This is a genomic window from Legionella nagasakiensis, assembly GCF_900639915.1.
In the GTDB taxonomy this organism is placed as follows: Bacteria; Pseudomonadota; Gammaproteobacteria; order Legionellales; family Legionellaceae; genus Legionella_A; species Legionella_A nagasakiensis.
On sequence record NZ_CAAAID010000001.1, the window covers coordinates 107,816 to 125,159 of the forward strand.

Here is a 17,344-nt window from a genome sequence, read left to right on the forward strand (position 1 = left end):
TAGTTAGACTATGAAGACAGGTTCTAAGTAGAAAGATAGGAATTTCGTGCCAGTTGGCCCAGTGCATGAACATAAGCCAGTAAATTCAAGATTTGCTTATTGGCAGGTTCGCCGGCATAAAGCAACTTATTCTCCATGAGATCCAGTTCACTCTCTATGTGCTGAATTAAATGTTTTCTATGGTCAAGATTGGTTTCTTCGTAGAGTTCTTTAACCAAGGATTCGTAAGACTTAAGATTAATGTTTAATGTTATACCAGTTGCATGGGCTTCCGCCTGATTGATGGCGGTATCCACTTGCGTAATAATGGCTTGAATAAATACCAACTTTGCAAATTGTTCTTTAAGCGATGCAAGAAGGGCTTGTTTTTTTGGGTTTAAATGTTCATAAGTAAGTAATTCAAGCAGGCTGCGGCAAGTCCAAAATAAAGCAGTTGGATCATGAAGTGCCGCCTTTGAATCAGGCATCAGAATTTGCCGTGAATTGTAGAGCAATAATCGGTTTAATTTTTGTAAACGTCCTTGCAGCATGGTTATGGCATCCGTACGCCAAAGACTGTTTGCGACGATAAAACTGGCAATAATGCCAATGATAATGCCGCCAAGACGCTCTAGTGGGGGAGCTAAATAGATGGGGGGTCCACCTCCCTGGGCTAAAGTAATAACCAAAGCAATATTTGCTTGTAAGCCGATGTATGCGTATTTTGGATATTTAAATGAACAATAACTAAATGCCCATATCAAGAAAAACAAAAGGACAATAAAGTCATATAAATTCAGTGGGATGATGAACAAAACAGTCAGTGCGGCTCCACCACCTAATAGGCAGCCAAATAAGCGGTAAATACTAATATTTTTCATTTCAAAAATATTCTTGCGGATTGAGATCACAATGCTGCTGATGATCCCATTTATTCCTCCTGGCCATTGACTAATTAACCATATTAGCATGGCCAATGTAACGGACAGACCAGCTTTAATGTTATGTTTTATGATGTCTGGATCGGTTTGTAATCGTTTGGTTCTGCTGTATACCCTTCTTTTAGAGAGGCCAACGACGGATTGATTAATCAATAATGCATTCAGATAACCTAAAACTTCCTTCATTTGTTCGAGAAATTGGCGGAGTTGATAATAAAATTTAATATTGCCTTTTATTTTCGGATGGTGGTCTAGGAGCGCCGCGTCTAAAGCGGTAAGCGCTTGGTGGGTTAACAGGATATTAGCTTGACCTTCATTGTGGAAAAATGCAGTTTTTAGTGTATTTAAATCTTGCTGCAGCGCATTAAACACCGCCGAAATTGGCAAATCCTGGCAGACAGAAATAGAGCTTGGTGATTCATGACGTTGAGAATAAACAAAATAGTTGAAATGGCGGGCAAGATGGCGCAGTAAATCAATGAAAGCACGTCGTTTGTCTAGTATCGTTCTGGTTATTCCGGCTTCATGACGCATAAAATTAATCATTTCAGCGGCTTTATTCAATTCTTTTTTTAACGTCAAATTGGTTTTGGAAATCAACACAAGCGAGTCAGAGCCATGACATACAAGCTGCTTTATCTCGTCTATTTCTTTTGCAAAACAAGTAAAAATGATAGCCGTTTGTTGCAGAAAGCTGTCGTGAATATGATTTGGAAAAAGAAGGTAGGCGCCGAAGGCTGCGACAACGACACCTAATAGAATCTCGGCCGAACGCCAAATCGCAATATAAAAGGCATTATCGGGGTTGATGGTTAATTGTGTTATAACAATAAATGCAGTTAGGCCAAAGAGCAAGAAGGCATAAGCATACCGGCTGATATTGAAATAATACACTGAAAAGAACACCAGCAGAAAACAGGTGAGTAAATATAATAAAAAGCTGTTTGCAATATAGGCAGCAAGATAAAATCCAAAAAAAGCACCGACAACTGTGCCGGCCATTCTCATCAATGCTTTATCAATGATGTTTCCTGTATAGAGATTTGAAACAATAATAACCGTCATTCCTGCCCAATAAGGGGTATCCAAATGCAGTTTAAAAGCCAGTAATACAGCGGCCAGCGCACTGATAGACGTGCGTAATGCAGCCCTATTTTCAATAGTCTTTGGAATGAAGGGGAAATTGATCATGGTTATCGATAGGTTGTGGTGGTAGCATTTGCTCCAATCCGCAAAGGGTATTTTTCATCAATTTCGTCGAAAAAAATTCTTACAGGAAATCGCTGGGCTATTTTAATCCAGTCTTCAGTAGCCTCCATATAAGTCAAGGTGGATGGTGCGACTTCTCCGGCCTGTACGCGATTGATTCCCCAACCAATGCTTTCCACGTGACCATGGAATGTTTTTCCGGGGTACATGTCGAGCGTAATTTTGGCTTTATCGCCAATCTTGATAAGCCGGATGGCTGTTTCACGGTAGCGGCTGACTACCCACCAATATTTTGTTTCTACTAAAGCAAATAATCCTTGACCTTTTTTAATGTATTGGCCATGCCGTATATTAAAGTTTGTGATGTAGCCATTTTCCGGAGCATAGAGTGTTGTATGATGGTAGAGATAATGAGCCTTAGAATAGGCGGCTTTGGCGGCTAATACTTCATTGATATCGAGGTTTTCCTGAGCAATTTTTAATTCTTGTGCAGCAGCCATCACTACTGCAGCTTGTTCCTGCATTTTTGCTTGCATGTCTAAAAGTTTTATCTCGGCAAGGTCGCCTTTACTTTGCAGTTTTTGATAACGTTTCACGTGATCTTCGCTTAAACGAAGCATCACCTGGCTTTGTTTGAATCGTTCTTCGGCAACGTTGATGGCAAATTTATCATTTTTATATTTAATCTTAGCCATGTTTAAATCTGCCTTGGTTTTTTGCATGGCATACAGATAAGGGCGTGGATCAATTTCCAGCAATTTATCTCCTTTTTTCACCTGCTGATTATCTTTTATGTAAATCTTGCTGATAGGGCCGGAAACCAAAGCGGCCATGTTCACGACGTGGGCGGACACATAAGCATCATCCGTATGGGTGTTATAATAAGCAAAATAACGATAGGCAAGATATGCGATGGTAATAACTGTGAGTGAAATAACATGAGGCCAATATCTAAAAGAAACGAGTTTTGAACGATCCATTTCGATGGCCCTTTCATGCAAGTAAGTATTTGGTTCGTAAGTCCTGTGTTAATTTTTATAACAGACCTGATAAATAAAAACAATTGCTTCTTATCCATCATCGAGTCACTATAACGACAAATTGGTTGAACTGATGTACAATTTATGACTCAATCCACTCATGGAGATTCCATGGCTGTTTCTTTTTCCACCGTAACTCAGAATTTTCAAACCATCATTGATTTTTTACGTTTTGCTCTGTCTAAGGCGCATGTGGAAGCCTTGTATTATGGGCATGGCACTGATAATGCTTGGGATGATATGCATGCGTTGGTGCTTGACAGTTTGTCATTGCCTTTTGATGTGGATCCCATGCTGCTGCAAGCGCGGTTGACCGATGAAGAAAAAGCATGGTTATGTCGGCAGTTAGAACGGCGAATTAGAGAACGCATACCAGTGCCTTATTTGACGCATAAAGCTTATTTTTGTGATTTGGAATTTTATGTGGATGAACGGGTTCTAATTCCTCGTTCACCCATTGCTGAGTTGATTGATTGTCAGTTTTCTCCGTGGGTTAAAGAGGAAAAAGTAGACCGAATTCTTGATTTATGTACAGGAAGTGGATGCATTGCCATTGCTTGTTGCTACGCTTTTCCGCATGCTTTAGTGGATGCGGTGGATGTTTCTGCTGATGCTTTGGAAGTGGCTAAGATTAATAGTGAACGCCATGACGTTCAGGATGTTTTGACTTTGATTCAATCGGATTGTTTTGAGGACGTGCCACACCATACCTATGATCTGATTATAAGTAACCCTCCCTACGTTGGGCGGGAAGAAATGGAACGATTACCAGATGAATATCGACATGAGCCAAAACTGGCGCTGGAAACGGAAAATAATGGCTTGGCAATTGCTGAAAAAATTCTTCATCATGCCCATGCTTATTTAAGTGATCACGGCGTTTTGGTGGTGGAAGTAGGTAATAGTCAAGAAGCATTAATGGCTGCCTATCCTGATGTTCCTTTTACCTGGCTTGAATTCGAACGAGGGGGGCATGGGGTTTTTCTCTTGACCAAAGCACAATTAAACGATTATTTTGCAAACTTATGAGTGGAAATACATTTGGTAAATTGTTTACGGTCACGACGTTTGGCGAAAGCCATGGACCAGCTATTGGCTGCATTGTGGATGGCTGTCCTCCGAATTTCCCGCTTGATGAATCCGATATTCAGCCTTTTCTGGATAAACGTAAACCAGGCCAATCAAAATATACAACGCAAAGACGGGAAGACGATCGGGTTAAAATCTTATCAGGTGTATTTGAAGGACGTACAACGGGTACTCCTATTGCTTTATTAATTCATAATCACGATCAACGTAGCCGTGATTATGAAGATATTAAACATCTTTTTCGCCCGGGACATGCCGATTTTACCTATCATAAGAAATATGGTCATCGTGATTATCGTGGAGGAGGGCGTTCTTCAGCACGTGAAACAGCGGCTCGTGTGGCAGCCGGCGCAATCGCCCGCCTCTATTTGAAGCGTAACCTGAATCTTGAAATTGCAGGCTATTTGCAACAAATGGGGTCCATTTCTCTTGATTTTGCAGAAAAAGCGGCCATTAATGGCAATCCTTTTTTTTGCCCCAATCAACATCAGGTAGATGAACTGGCCGCTTATATCGATCAGTTGCGGCGTGCTGGTGATTCGGTAGGCGCACGTATTACGATTCTGGCGTCTGGCGTACCGGTGGGTCTTGGTGACCCGGTGTTTGATAAACTGGATGCGACATTAGCTTACGCCATGATGTCTATCAATGCAGTAAAAGGGGTTGAAATTGGTGCAGGGTTTGATGCGGTAACACAATTAGGAAGCGAACATCGCGATGAAATGTCTTATCAAGGTTTTTTAAGTAACCATGCCGGTGGGATCTTGGGCGGTATTTCCACTGGACAAACCCTAAGAGTCAGCCTTGCATTAAAGCCAACGTCCAGCATCATCAAGCCAGGAAAGACCATCACGGTGGACGGTAAAGACGTTGAAGTGATCACGAAAGGACGGCATGATCCGTGTGTTGGCATTCGTGCAGTGCCTATTGCTGAGGCCATGATGGCTTTAGTGTTGATGGATCATTTTTTAAGACACAAAGCACAAACTATGGAATATCCTGAAAAAAGCACATAGATTAGGGTCTGGCTTTTTTCCAGAAATATAACTTAACATGGCGTCGTTGCGTAGAGAGAATTTAAAAATTGACACAACACGCTCGTTCAAAATGAGGCCATCATGAGCAGAAAATTAAATATAGCGGTGGTTGGGGCAACCGGTGCAGTAGGAGAAACGTTGCTCAAGGTTTTACAAGAGCGTCATTTTCCTGTTGCCAATCTTTATCTCTTAGCCAGTTCACGCTCCGCTGGTAAAAGTATGGAATATGATGGACAGGTGCTTGACGTAGAAGACTTGGCCAATTTTGATTTTACCGACGCTGATATCGCTCTATTTTCAGCAGGCGGCTCTGTATCGAAAGAATTTGCGCCGATTGCCGCTGCTGCTGGCTGTGTGGTGGTCGATAATACCTCATGCTTTCGTTACGAGGATGATATTCCATTAGTGGTGCCTGAAGTCAATGCCCACTGCATTGCAGAATACACTCAGCGTGGCATTATTGCCAATCCAAATTGCTCAACCATTCAAATGGTCGTGGCATTGAAGCCATTGCATGACGCAGTCGGTATCGCTCGCATTAATGTAGCGACTTATCAGGCAGTTTCTGGTACGGGTAAAAAAGCGATTCATGAGTTAACGACGCAGCTTGGTGAATTATTAAATGGTCGACCCATTAAACCGTCGGTTTATCCACAACAAATTGCTTTTAATGTTTTGCCTCATATTGATGAATTTCAGAATAATGGCTATACCCGCGAAGAAATGAAAATGGTGTGGGAAACCCGAAAAATTCTGGAAGATGAGAGTATTCTTGTGAATCCAACAACGGTTCGTGTACCTGTATTATATGGTCATTCGGAGGCCATTCATCTTGAGTTAAAATCGCCTTTAGATGCAGAGGAAGCGCGTCAATTACTTGCAAAAGCTCCTGGGGTCAAAGTGATAGATAATCCGGCCAAATTACAATATCCTACCCCCATGAAACATGCTATTGGTCATGACGAAGTGTTTGTTGGCCGTATTCGTCAGGATATTTCCCACCCCAATGGCTTGAATTTATGGGTAGTGGCTGACAATATTCGTAAAGGGGCAGCGACCAATGCGATACAAATCGCTGAAATTCTGCAGCAAGAGTATTTATGATTTATACTTGGAGTTATGAATAAGCGAAAACGATCGAATCAATTAAAAGAATCCTTATACTTGAAAAAGCCTCAGCTCGATGAAACCTGGCCAGATGAATCTGATCAGTCTGGAGGATCGGATCAATCAGACGATTCAGGACGTTCAGGCAGTTCCGGTGGGGGTCGCAGGCGTCGCAGTAAAGACTGGCCTGATTCGGGGGATTCTACTTCTTATTTGGTCGATGAAACCCGTGCCATGGAACGTGAACGCCGTTTGCAAGAACAGCAGGGTCATCGTCATCTAGCACGGGTGAATGCACGTGAGCATCATGATGAAGAGCAACAGGTTGCACCTGAAGGTGAATTGCAAAATTCGATCATGCAAAATCCATGGTTGGATAGCCAGCGTTTTGATGGTGTCGATCCGAATTTGAACCCCGAACCCCCCCTGAATACTGAAGCGCGACGTGAATATGATAATCAGCGGCGTGAGCAGGAAATGGAAAAACAACTGCGTTTGGGTAATATGCCTAAGTTTACCAATGCACCTAAGCCTCAAGGTCCCTAAATGACCATTGCGAATGACATCATCAGTTGTCGTATGCCGGATTTTGATCATTATCTGCGTGCTGGTGAATCGCTGGATGATATTGATGAATATGGTTTTACGCCGCTGATTGAAACTGCGATAACCCGCCAGTCTGCTATTGCTGAGCAGTTGCTCGCGCGTGGAGTAGATATTAATAAGCCCGATGTGACTGGGCGTACTGCCTTACATTGGGCTGTAGATAATAATGATTTAAAATTATCTCGCTTATTACTGCAAAACGGCGCCAACCCAAATGTCTATACCCATTCTGGCTTATCGGTTTTAGTGTATCCCGTTTTACGTGGGCAAAGTCAATTGAAGCATCTGCTCTATCAGTTTGGGGCAAAACTTGATTTTGCCCTTGATTTTATTTATGGCAAATTACTTGGCCATCGTTTTGAATTGCAGGGTGACGTTGATATTGTCAATGCTCAAGAAGAATTTATTGAACTTGATTACGAAGGATTCATTCTTGAGTTTACGGTTGCCGTTGTGAAAGATGCATTACGGCGTTTTACCAGTAGTTATTCAACTCGACATCTGCGCCATCATTTTCCCTATTTATATGCCATCATGGATGCGTTTTCGGTGGCAGATGAGCTATTAAAATTCCAACATCATGTGAGCTTAGCGGAAGAAGATCTTAGCCGTTTGAGGGAGTTGCTAAAATCACCGATGCTTATTCTTCCGGCAGCAAGCCGAGGCCATGCTATGTGCTTTGTGCGGTATCAGCAATGGTGGGCTAAAATTGACCGTGGTGAAAATAGCTTAAAAGAAGGAAGCGTTAACATTTATCGTATCACGCGTCCGGAGGTTTTAACGGTTAATTTTTTACAAGAATTTCTTTATAAGAAGCAATCTCGCCGCTATTTTCATCAAGTGATTAATCAACAATTGGGTCTAATGCCGATTGCAAAAATCCCGATGAGTTCTCAAGTTTCAGGGAATTGTTCATGGGCAAATGTTCAAGCTGTCATCCCGGCCGCGTATGCACTGCAACAGTTGACATCGATTGAACAGTTTTCTTATGAGGAAGCGCTTGAGACTTATCAAACGTGGGTGGAATGGGATAAAGACAGGGCACTGGATGAATGCATCCAACGATTTTACCTGGCGGGTCCAATACGTAAAGCAAGCTTTGCTTCAATGCTGGCAGCGGTGCTCTTTCAATCATGTGATTATAGTAATTTGCACGATGTAGAACGTGCCGAAAAGATATTGGCCATTCTGACACTGCCAGATTATTATTATATATTACAAAGTTATCTTGATATCTATTGCATCAAGCGCTTAACCAGAAAAGGCAACAATTTATTAAAATTGCTCGATGACTGTGGGGTTAATCCCAATATTGGAGTAACGCCAATTGCCACAGGACTACGCTCTCGCGAAGAACGTTAGTTCGGAAGCACATCAAAAACTTGGATATCGCACGAAAAACCAGGCATGACTTTCTGATGATTATGGTATATTCACTAGCCTGCCATGATCTTCTGGATCTTTACCTGGCATAAAGTCTAATTTATTTTTATAAACAAGAAATAAAGCAAATCCAAGCACGCTAAACAAAATGGCCGGTACTCCAAGTGGCAATGTACTGGCTACATCATTATGGATGATTGCCATGCCGGTGAGTGAAGCAAATAAAAAACGTAAGGTGCCACCGAGTGCTGCGGCGGCTCCAGTATGTTTGGCAAAAGGCCACATCAGTCCGCCATTGCCTGCACCCATGCAGAATGTTCCTCCAATGCCTATCAAAAGCATAGGATAGATAAATCCGTGTAATGTTAGATCGGAAGAAATATACCAACCCACCATCCAAAAGCCACCGATGAGTGTAATAAAAAAACCAAGAAGACAAGTACGGTAAACACCGAGCCGCTCAACAATTTGACTGCAGAGCACACTGCCAATAAAAAAGGATAACCCCATATAAAAGAAATAAAAACCATATTGAGATTCAGGAATATGCAGATCCCGAATGATTAAATAAGGGGATAGGGCACAAAACAAATAGAGATAAGATAAACCAAAACAGGTGGCGAGATTATAAATTGCAAAGACAGGATTTAAAAAAATCTCTTTATATTCTTTTAAAGTTTTGCCTAAGGAAAAATCAATTCTATTCTCTTTTGGCAGAGTTTCCGGCAAGAAAAAATGTAATGAAACCAATGAGAAAAATACAATGGAGAGCAAACTTAAAAACGTCATTTGCCAACCAAAATAAATATCCAAATGACTGCCGATAAAAGGAGCAAACATCGGTGAGAAAGAAATAATACCATTTAAATAGCTGTAGATGGTTGCGCTTTTATTTCCCTGGAAACAATCTCTTACAATTGCTAAACCAAGCACCATCATGCCACAACTTCCGACAGCCTGGATGATACGGCCAACAATAAGACATTTTGGACCTGAAGAAGCGGCACATAAAACACAACCAAGTGCAAATAACAAGGTGACAAGATAAGCGATTTTTTTTCGTCCAAAACGATCTGACAGAGGCCCGACAACCAATTGCATGATTCCTGCAGTAAACATGAAGACGTTTAAGGTTAACAGCATAATGCCATCGGAAACTTGAAACAGCTGAGTTAGTTTGGGGATGGCCGGTACATACACATCCATTGCTAAGGCTAAAGCCAGTACAAACGGAGCAAGAGAGAGTGTCAATGTTTGGGGAGAAAGAGTTGCCATGTTTATTTATTACTCAAAGATGGATGTTACAGTAGGCTTCTTACGAAGCTCTACTGTAGCACTATAGCCTATCTAGCCTAACTTAGGTTATGCAGTTTTTACTGTGCTGCATAACATAGGATCCTAACTGTTTATCTCAGGTTTCATTCGGCTCTTTGTTGCTGGGTGCTTTTTTTTTTGATAATTCTGCATTAAGTGGAATAATTTGGCCACTTGTTTTTTCTGCATGATGTTGTCCAGAACTTGAACGCTTACGATTGCCTCCAGAATTACGGTGTTGATAGTGGCTGCTTGAGCGCCGTTTATAACTTGACTGGCTGCTGCTTTGTTTTGTTCGCTTTGAAGTGGATTGATACGATGAATGCGTTTTCTGCGTTTTCTTCGATGAGTCGCTTTGTTTTTTCTCAGACTGAGGCGGCTCGTTTTTATCTGCTTCCGTGGTGTTTGCAAACAAAAAATTCCATAAGCGTTGCAATAACCCGGATTCTTTTGTGGTTGCCATTTGATGTTTGCCTTCGTAAGGTTTAACGATCGGTTGGTCCGGATTTGCACTTTGTTTTTCAGGGCGTGCTACATCAACTTCTGGTTGTTGTATAAGAGAATAACTTGGCTTTCTTGTTTTGCCGACGTTATCTTCCTTACGCCGCGTAATGCTGTAATGTGGTGATTGTAAGTAAGGGTTAGCAATAATAAGAACATTTACATCATGGCGTTTTTCGATATTGATGATGAAATCCCGCTTTTCATTCATGATGAAAGTGGCCATGTCCGGGGTAAGTTGTACCTGTACTTCTGCCGTTTTTTCTTTTAATGCTTCTTCTTCTATCAGTCGAATAATGGATAAGCTATGGGATTGAATATTGCGTACTGTACCTCGACCTTCGCAGCGAGGACAAACTTCTTGCGCTGATTCGCCCAGTGACAGTCGTAAACGCTGCCGCGACATTTCCAGTAAGCCAAATCGTGATATGCGGCCAACTTGAATTCTAGCTCTATCCGCTTTAAGAGCTTCTTTAAGTCGATTTTCCACATCGCGTTGGTTTTTACTTGAATTCATATCAATAAAATCAATAACGACCAGACCACCCAGATCGCGTAGTCGTAATTGCCGTGCTATTTCATCAGCGGCTTCAAGATTTGTATTGAGAGCGGTTGCTTCGATGTCTGAGCCACTGGTTGCTTTTGCCGAATTGATGTCGATGGAAACCAACGCTTCTGTGCGATCAATCACCAAAGCGCCGCCTGATGGTAAAAGGACCTCTCGTTGATATGCAGTTTCTATCTGGCTTTCAATTTGATAGAAATTAAATAATGGGATGGTGCTTTTATAAAGCTTGAGATTTGGTAGAAAATCAGGCTTGACTTGTTCAATATATTGCTTGGCTTTTACATAAGATACTTGATCATCAATGATGATTTCGCCAATTGATTTACGTAAATTATCCCGGATTGAACGGATGATTACATCGCCTTCCTGATGGATAAGGCAAGGGGAAAGCTGTGTATTGTATGCGTTTTTAATGGCTTGCCATTGATTGCGCAGCATATCAAGATCGGCCTGCAACTCTTCTTGACTTTTGCCTACGCCAGCGGTACGGATGATAAGTCCCATGTCTTCATCCATTTGCAAAGAATTTAGGGTTTCTTTCAACTCATTGCGATCGTCGCCTTCGATGCGGCGAGATATACCACCGGATCGTGGGCTGTTCGGCATTAAAACAAGATAACATCCAGCCAAGGTGATGAACGTGGTCAGCGCTGCTCCTTTACTGCCACGCTCTTCTTTATCCACTTGCACAAGCAATTCCTGTCCTTCACGAATCAGCGTGGTAATCGAAGGCTTCTCAGCGCCAAATTCATCCGGATGTTTACTTAGATATTCAGGAGCGATTTCTTTTAATGGCAGAAAACCTTGACGTTTAGCACCGTATTCAACAAATACCGCATCCAAACTTGGTTCACGGCGAGTTACGGTTGCTTTATAGATGTTCCCTTTTTTCTTTGTTTCTGTAGGACATTCAATGTCCAAGTCAAATAATAGATTGTCTCTTACCAAGGCAACACGCACTTCTTCAGTTTGTGTTGCATTTATTAGCATTTTTTCCATCTTAAACCCCATTGCATAGGGCGCTAGACACTCAAGTAAAGACAGTGAAAGGTTGTCGTTTTAAGCATGACCCAAAACCTTAAATAGTTATACAAATTCTGTCATGGATGATATTACTGGTTTATTTTTATGATTATTGCGCTTATGTTTTTTGGTAAGCAGCAATACGCTTCATAAAAATCATCCTGTTTGGAATAATCAGCCTGGCGAATTTGCAGATAAGCCTTACGTTTCTTCCTGTAATCCATTTAGGTACAACGCACGTGATGAACTGTTCTAACATGATGTTAAGAGTTGTTAAATAGAACGAGTGATTCGCCGCAAATGGAGGCTGTTTTAGTCTTGATGCTCCATTTTTTCGTGTAATAAAATAAGTTACAGGCATACTCTTAATGGCAGACCACACGCATATTACCTTCTTGTAATAAGGTACACGCTTCATATTGCTGCATGTTTGCCATGCGTGGGTATCTGATGAGTTTATGTTCAATTTGGCTCTGGTACTGGGTTGCTTCCTTATGTCATTACTTAAGGAAAGCGCGTCTTGTTTTCTTTAAAATAGCCGATAATGTTATTGTTTTATCAGCCGGTAAACTTTGTAGTTGTTTTGCATTATAATTCTGTCACAGAATATTTTTTTCTGTTCAATAGACAATAGTACCAAAAAAATTGCTAATAGAAAATAGAATGTATTGACAATTCGTGGTTATGTTGAATGAGAAGTTGAATGAATGAAGTTCGCTATACCGAAATAAGCGCAGAAGAAGAAGGACAACGGGTGGATAATTATCTGCTGCGATTGCTTAAGGGTGTGCCTAAAAGCCATATATACCGCCTTATTCGCAATGGAGAAGTACGTGTTAACAAAAAAAGAGTCAAAGCTTCTTCACGTCTTATGAAAGGCGACGCAGTACGCATTCCGCCTGTTCGTGTTTCCCATAAGAAAGATCTTTTTGTTGGCACAAAGCTTAGTCAATGTCTGGAAAAAAGTATTATTTTTGAAGATGCTCAATTGTTGATAGTTAATAAGCCGGCGGGATTAGCCGTGCATGGCGGCAGCGGTTTGAGTCTTGGTGTGATTGAGGTGTTACGAAAAACTCGTTCTGATTTGTCCTATCTTGAATTGGTCCATCGTCTGGATAAAGAGACTTCTGGATGCTTGTTACTTGCAAAAAAACGCAGTGTATTACGTGCTATCCAGGCCTTGCTTGCTGCCCGGGAAGTCCAAAAAATCTATTGGGCTTTGCTCATGCATCCATGGCAAGGGAAAAAAATGGTACGGGTTGATGCGGCACTTGAGAAAAATATTCTTAAGTCCGGTGAGCGCATGGTTACTGTCAGTGATGAAGGTAAATCATCACAGACGGAATTTAAATTGCTTGAGAATTTTCCAGCGGCTTGTTTCGTAGAGGTTTATCCTAAAACAGGCCGAACTCATCAGATTCGTGTTCATAGCGCCTATCTTGGGCATCCGATTGTCGGCGATCAAAAATACGGTGAAGTGATTTCTATTGCTGATCTGGAAAGAGAAAAATTGCGATTGCATTTACATGCCAGGGCAATACAATTTACTCTGAATGGCAAACCTTATTTCTTTCAGGCCGATTTGGATGAGAAATTTACTCAAACACTGGCCAAACTACGGTTAGGGAGCAAATAACTCAATGAGTAAGCCTTATCGTTTGGTTGTGTTCGACTGGGAAGGAACACTTGGAGATACTTTAGGGAAAATTATAAATATTTTGACCGTTGAAACTCAACGCATGTCTTTAGGTGAGTTTAGCGAATCACTTGCGCGGCAGCATTTGATGATGGGGCTGATTGTGACCATCAAGAAAATATTTCCTCATTTGTCTTCTGTGAAACAGCAACAATTGTTGCAGGCAGTACAAGCATCATTGGCATCGCGTTCTATGGACGTTTATTTGAATCCAGGAGCAAAGGCCATTGTAAAAAAAATACAAGAAGCAGGCATGGATTTGGCTATTGCAACCAATAAAGGACAGCATTCTTTGTTGCGGGATTTACAAGCTTCAGGTCTAGATGCTTATTTTACCGTCACGCGGTCTGCAAGCCAGGCTCCTGCAAAACCCTGCCCGCAAATGCTTGAAGAGATCATGGAAGCATGCAATGTAACGCCGTCACAAACATTGATGGTTGGTGATTCAGTAAGTGATGTTGTTATGGCAAGGGCTGTGAATGTGGACGCCGTAGGAGTCCAATTTTATCATCAACCAGAGTTGGCAGAAGAACTCTTTGCAGCGGGGGCATTGAATGTGTTTGATGATTATCAGCAATTGGCCAGTTATTTAAATTTAGATAGGCTAACAAGCTTTTAGAGGGAGATGAAGTGAGCTCAGTGAGTACGATAAACAGTTTGCCTAACTTATTAACTTTGATGCGCATTGTGCTCATTCCGGTTTTCGTTATGGTGTTTTATTTGCCCTTCACTTGGGCTCACGCTGCAGCCGCTTTTATTTTCGCAATGGCAAGTTTTACGGATTGGCTTGATGGCTATTTGGCACGGAAATTGAAGCAAATGTCACCCTTCGGTGCTTTTCTTGACCCAGTTGCCGATAAGTTGTTGGTTGCCTCGAGTCTTCTGCTGTTAGTCGGTGCCAAGGATGTGGATTATATAACCTTGCCGGCTATTATTATTGTAGGCCGGGAAATTGTTATTTCTGCCCTGAGAGAATGGATGGCAGAGATAGGAAGTAGGGCAAGTGTTGCTGTTAGCTACGTTGGTAAGATAAAAACTGTGATGCAAATGGTAGCATTGGTGCTATTGCTAGCATTTCATCCGGCAATGTCCTGGTGGGGAGCGCTTGGATTTATTTTGCTTTATTTGTCGGCAATCTTGACCATCTGGTCCATGGTTATTTATCTTATGATTGCTTGGCCATTGTTAACAACAAAAAATAATTAGTTTTCATTGTTGACAGAGTGCTTATTTCCGGTAAAATTCCAATCCGTAGGCGCGGGAATAGCTCAGTGGTAGAGCACAACCTTGCCAAGGTTGGGGTCGCGAGTTCGAGTCTCGTTTCCCGCTCCAGTTTAAGCGACAGCAGGTCGCTTTTTTTTTACCAAGGACTGGCTGTGTGGCAGAGTGGTTATGCAGCGGCCTGCAAAGCCGTGTACGCCGGTTCGATTCCGGCCTCAGCCTCCATGTTGTCTTAACATATGGGTGCAGAAGTGCACGCTCATGATCTGTTAGAATAAGCAGTAAATTGTACATTAGGTACAAGCCCAGGTGGCGAAACAGGTAGACGCAAGGGACTTAAAATCCCTCGGGAGTTAAATCCCGTGCCGGTTCGACTCCGGCCCTGGGCACCAATTAGACAATTTGCAACCATTCGCAAACGTCCAAATTAGTACGTAACTGATTGATAAATAATAAAATAACATTGACTTCTTCTTCTCAAATCCTTCTCAACTATTCGTAATTTTTCGCATATAACCGCGACCACTTTGGGTAAGATTTTGGGTAAGGTTTTTACCTCATCTTTCCAAGTCGTTGCATAGTTGAGGTAATGTACAATGTTGACTGACACTTATATCAAATCTCTAAAGGTTGGAGATAAAAAACGCCACACCGATCGTGATGGTTTAGTCCTAGAATTAAGACCAACTAAAAAGAAGCTCAATAAAGTATTCATCTTCCGCTTTCAATGGAATAAAAAGCCACAGACCATCACGATTGGAAACTATCCAAGCGTTTCTCTTTCAGAGGCACGCAGTATCACTTTGGGTTATCGAGATTTGGTGAATCAAGGAACTGACCCTAGAGAACAAAATGCCGATGATGAACAAACCAAAACAACCTTTGAGTTTGTGGCAGACCAGTGGTTTCAAAAATACCAAAGCTCGTGGAAAGAATTTGCACGCAACCGTCATTTAAAAAGTCTAAAGCGGGATATTTTGCCGTTTATTGGTAATAAACCAATAGATGAGGTAACAAAAGCAGATCTTTTGTCCATTATTAATCCACATGAAATGCAAGGTCATCATGACGTAGCACATCGATTGTTTGCAAGGCTACAAGCTATTTTCGAATTTGCTACGGGCGCATCACTTACAACAAACTATCCATTTATTGGCTTGAAGAAAGCTTTAATACCTAAACCAAAAGCCAAAAGTCAGCCAGCAATCGGTCCAACCGAAGCCCATGAGATGATGTTGGCACTAAGAAATACCCAATCCACCAATATTGTTAAGTTGTATATAGAATTATTAGCTCATTTATTCACAAGGCCAAAGGAGTTGCGTGAAGCAAAATGGAGCGAGTTTGATTTACAAGGTGCCGAATGGAATATTCCAGCAGAGCGAATGAAAATGGGGATGCCTCATTGGGTACCTCTGAGTTCACATGTCCTTGGCTTATTGAAAGAATTAAGACGAATGACAGGTTTTAAGCCATATCTGTTCGACTCACCAGCATTAAAAAAATCCCAGCCGATTAGTGAGGCAAGTGTTCGCAAGCTTTTACATAACGCTGGTTATAAAGACAAACATACAGCGCATGGTTTTCGTTCTTTGGCTTCAACTGTTTTGCATGAGCAAAGCCATTTTAGAACTGATGCTATTGAAGCTCAGCTTGCTCATAAAGTACAGGGTGTTAGAGGCGTTTACTTACGTGCTGATTTTAAACAGGAGAGACGGCAGCTAATGACGTGGTATAGCGAGTGGTTAGATAGCAATACAAAAACATTAGTACATGTTAATAGCAAAGGGGTAATCTAATGAGTTCAATTATTAAAAAATTTACATCACTAAGTGAAGCTGATGACGCCTTAGATAATACTGAATTTGGGCAGAAGATTTTACAAGGTATGTTACCTTATATAAAAGAATATTCTGATAAGAATGCGAGTATTCAAGAAAAACTTTCATCCCTTCTAGGAATCGGTTCACTTCCTGCTGAGATTGTAAATATCTTAATTAGACCATGGCATAGAGCCTTATCGTTATCTCGGTGGTGTATGCAATGTGATTTACCTGAGGAAAAAACAAGAGTTAAAGATAAAATTGAGGAAATAAAACAAATAAAAAAATCATTTAAAAATTGGCCAAAAACAAGTTTATCTTTCATGTGTTTTATGACGTCTAAATTGCCAGACATGGATAGGCTTTTATCTTATTTAGAAGAGCTGCAAGAATATCTTGAAGCGTTTAATGATATCAGTTTTAAAAGAGGTAGCGAATACTCTCCTGAATACTTCGAACGATATGCCATCAATAGTTTATTTTGGATTGGGAAGAAAATAGGACTTAAAGAAAATGGAAAACCAACCCAGTTAAGCAATTTTATCAAAATAATCACTGATCATGCTTATGGTAAAATAAATAGAAACCATTATATATTTAATGATGGCGACTTTGTTGACTTGTTTAATACGAATAAAAACACGGCACTGTCTTTCATTTTCGATCCTCATGATCCATCTATAAATGGCATTCTAAATTTAATAAACACTAGGGTTTCAAACGTTTAATCCAATCCATTCCTGACAGCCCCCTAATTATCAGCCTGTCAGGAATTTTTATCATGGCAGCCTTAATTCATAATGTTCC

General features: G+C 41.2%; 13 protein-coding genes, 3 tRNA genes and 1 pseudogene. 13 read left to right on the top strand and 4 right to left on the bottom strand.

Annotation, left to right across the window (positions count from 1 at the left end; genetic code table 11):
* Window positions 1-23: 23 nt before the first annotated feature.
* Together E1O52_RS00530 and E1O52_RS00535 are read right to left on the bottom strand one after the other, a co-directional pair.
* A complete protein-coding gene (locus E1O52_RS00530) occupies window positions 24-2,111 on the bottom strand; it encodes an FUSC family protein (protein ID WP_133126796.1) in 2,088 nt (695 codons plus the stop codon).
* A gap of 2 nt (window positions 2,112-2,113) precedes the next feature.
* Window positions 2,114-3,109 (bottom strand): HlyD family secretion protein, encoded by a 996-nt coding sequence (locus E1O52_RS00535; RefSeq protein ID WP_133126797.1) that lies wholly within the window; start codon window positions 3,107-3,109, stop codon window positions 2,114-2,116.
* A gap of 171 nt (window positions 3,110-3,280) precedes the next feature.
* Between E1O52_RS00535 and prmB the strand changes: the two genes are divergently transcribed.
* The 5 genes and pseudogenes from prmB (at window position 3,281) to ankH (ending at window position 8,370) form a co-directional block, all read left to right on the top strand.
* Complete coding sequence (gene prmB / locus E1O52_RS00540; RefSeq protein ID WP_133126798.1) at window positions 3,281-4,198, top strand: 50S ribosomal protein L3 N(5)-glutamine methyltransferase; 918 nt, start codon at window positions 3,281-3,283, stop codon at window positions 4,196-4,198.
* A complete protein-coding gene (aroC, locus tag E1O52_RS00545; protein ID WP_133126799.1) occupies window positions 4,195-5,274 on the top strand; it encodes a chorismate synthase in 1,080 nt (359 codons plus the stop codon). The genes prmB and aroC overlap by 4 nt, the downstream gene beginning before the upstream one ends.
* 102 nt (window positions 5,275-5,376) lie before the next feature.
* Entirely contained in the window at window positions 5,377-6,399 is a 1,023-nt protein-coding gene (locus E1O52_RS00550) for an aspartate-semialdehyde dehydrogenase (protein WP_133126800.1), read from the top strand.
* A 216-nt stretch (window positions 6,400-6,615) separates the two neighbouring features.
* Window positions 6,616-6,948 (top strand): annotated as a pseudogene (locus E1O52_RS00555) (Smr/MutS family protein); the annotation flags it as partial.
* Window positions 6,949-8,370 carry a Dot/Icm T4SS effector AnkH/LegA3 gene (ankH, locus tag E1O52_RS00560; RefSeq protein WP_133126801.1) on the top strand — a complete coding sequence of 474 codons (1,422 nt, stop codon included), beginning with the start codon at window positions 6,949-6,951 and terminating at the stop codon, window positions 8,368-8,370.
* A 60-nt stretch (window positions 8,371-8,430) separates the two neighbouring features.
* Here the strand turns inward: ankH and E1O52_RS00565 are convergent, their stop codons facing one another.
* Together E1O52_RS00565 and E1O52_RS00570 are read right to left on the bottom strand one after the other, a co-directional pair.
* Window positions 8,431-9,666: a multidrug effflux MFS transporter gene (locus E1O52_RS00565; protein ID WP_133126802.1), complete on the bottom strand. Its 1,236-nt coding sequence runs from the start codon at window positions 9,664-9,666 to the stop codon at window positions 8,431-8,433.
* Window positions 9,667-9,802: 136 nt separating this feature from the next.
* Complete coding sequence (locus tag E1O52_RS00570; protein ID WP_133126803.1) at window positions 9,803-11,773, bottom strand: Rne/Rng family ribonuclease; 1,971 nt, start codon at window positions 11,771-11,773, stop codon at window positions 9,803-9,805.
* 727 nt (window positions 11,774-12,500) lie between these two features.
* On the opposite strand from E1O52_RS00570, the gene E1O52_RS00575 reads away from it, so the two are divergent.
* The 8 genes from E1O52_RS00575 to E1O52_RS00610 all read left to right on the top strand — a co-directional run bounded on the left by E1O52_RS00575 (window position 12,501) and on the right by E1O52_RS00610 (window position 17,265).
* Window positions 12,501-13,433, top strand: a complete 933-nt coding sequence (locus E1O52_RS00575) for an RluA family pseudouridine synthase (RefSeq protein WP_133126804.1) — start codon at window positions 12,501-12,503, stop codon at window positions 13,431-13,433.
* A 4-nt stretch (window positions 13,434-13,437) separates the two neighbouring features.
* Window positions 13,438-14,112: an HAD family hydrolase gene (locus tag E1O52_RS00580; RefSeq protein WP_133126805.1), complete on the top strand. Its 675-nt coding sequence runs from the start codon at window positions 13,438-13,440 to the stop codon at window positions 14,110-14,112.
* Between the two features lie 20 nt (window positions 14,113-14,132).
* A complete protein-coding gene (pgsA, locus tag E1O52_RS00585; RefSeq protein ID WP_133126963.1) occupies window positions 14,133-14,699 on the top strand; it encodes a CDP-diacylglycerol--glycerol-3-phosphate 3-phosphatidyltransferase in 567 nt (188 codons plus the stop codon).
* Window positions 14,700-14,750: 51 nt separating this feature from the next.
* Window positions 14,751-14,825, top strand: a tRNA-Gly gene (locus E1O52_RS00590).
* A 40-nt stretch (window positions 14,826-14,865) separates the two neighbouring features.
* Window positions 14,866-14,939 (top strand) — tRNA-Cys (locus E1O52_RS00595).
* A gap of 78 nt (window positions 14,940-15,017) precedes the next feature.
* Window positions 15,018-15,106, top strand: a tRNA-Leu gene (locus E1O52_RS00600).
* A 204-nt stretch (window positions 15,107-15,310) separates the two neighbouring features.
* Entirely contained in the window at window positions 15,311-16,513 is a 1,203-nt protein-coding gene (locus E1O52_RS00605) for a tyrosine-type recombinase/integrase (protein ID WP_133126806.1), read from the top strand.
* Window positions 16,513-17,265: a hypothetical protein gene (locus tag E1O52_RS00610; RefSeq protein ID WP_133126807.1), complete on the top strand. Its 753-nt coding sequence runs from the start codon at window positions 16,513-16,515 to the stop codon at window positions 17,263-17,265. The genes E1O52_RS00605 and E1O52_RS00610 overlap by 1 nt, the downstream gene beginning before the upstream one ends.
* Window positions 17,266-17,344 lie beyond the last annotated feature (79 nt).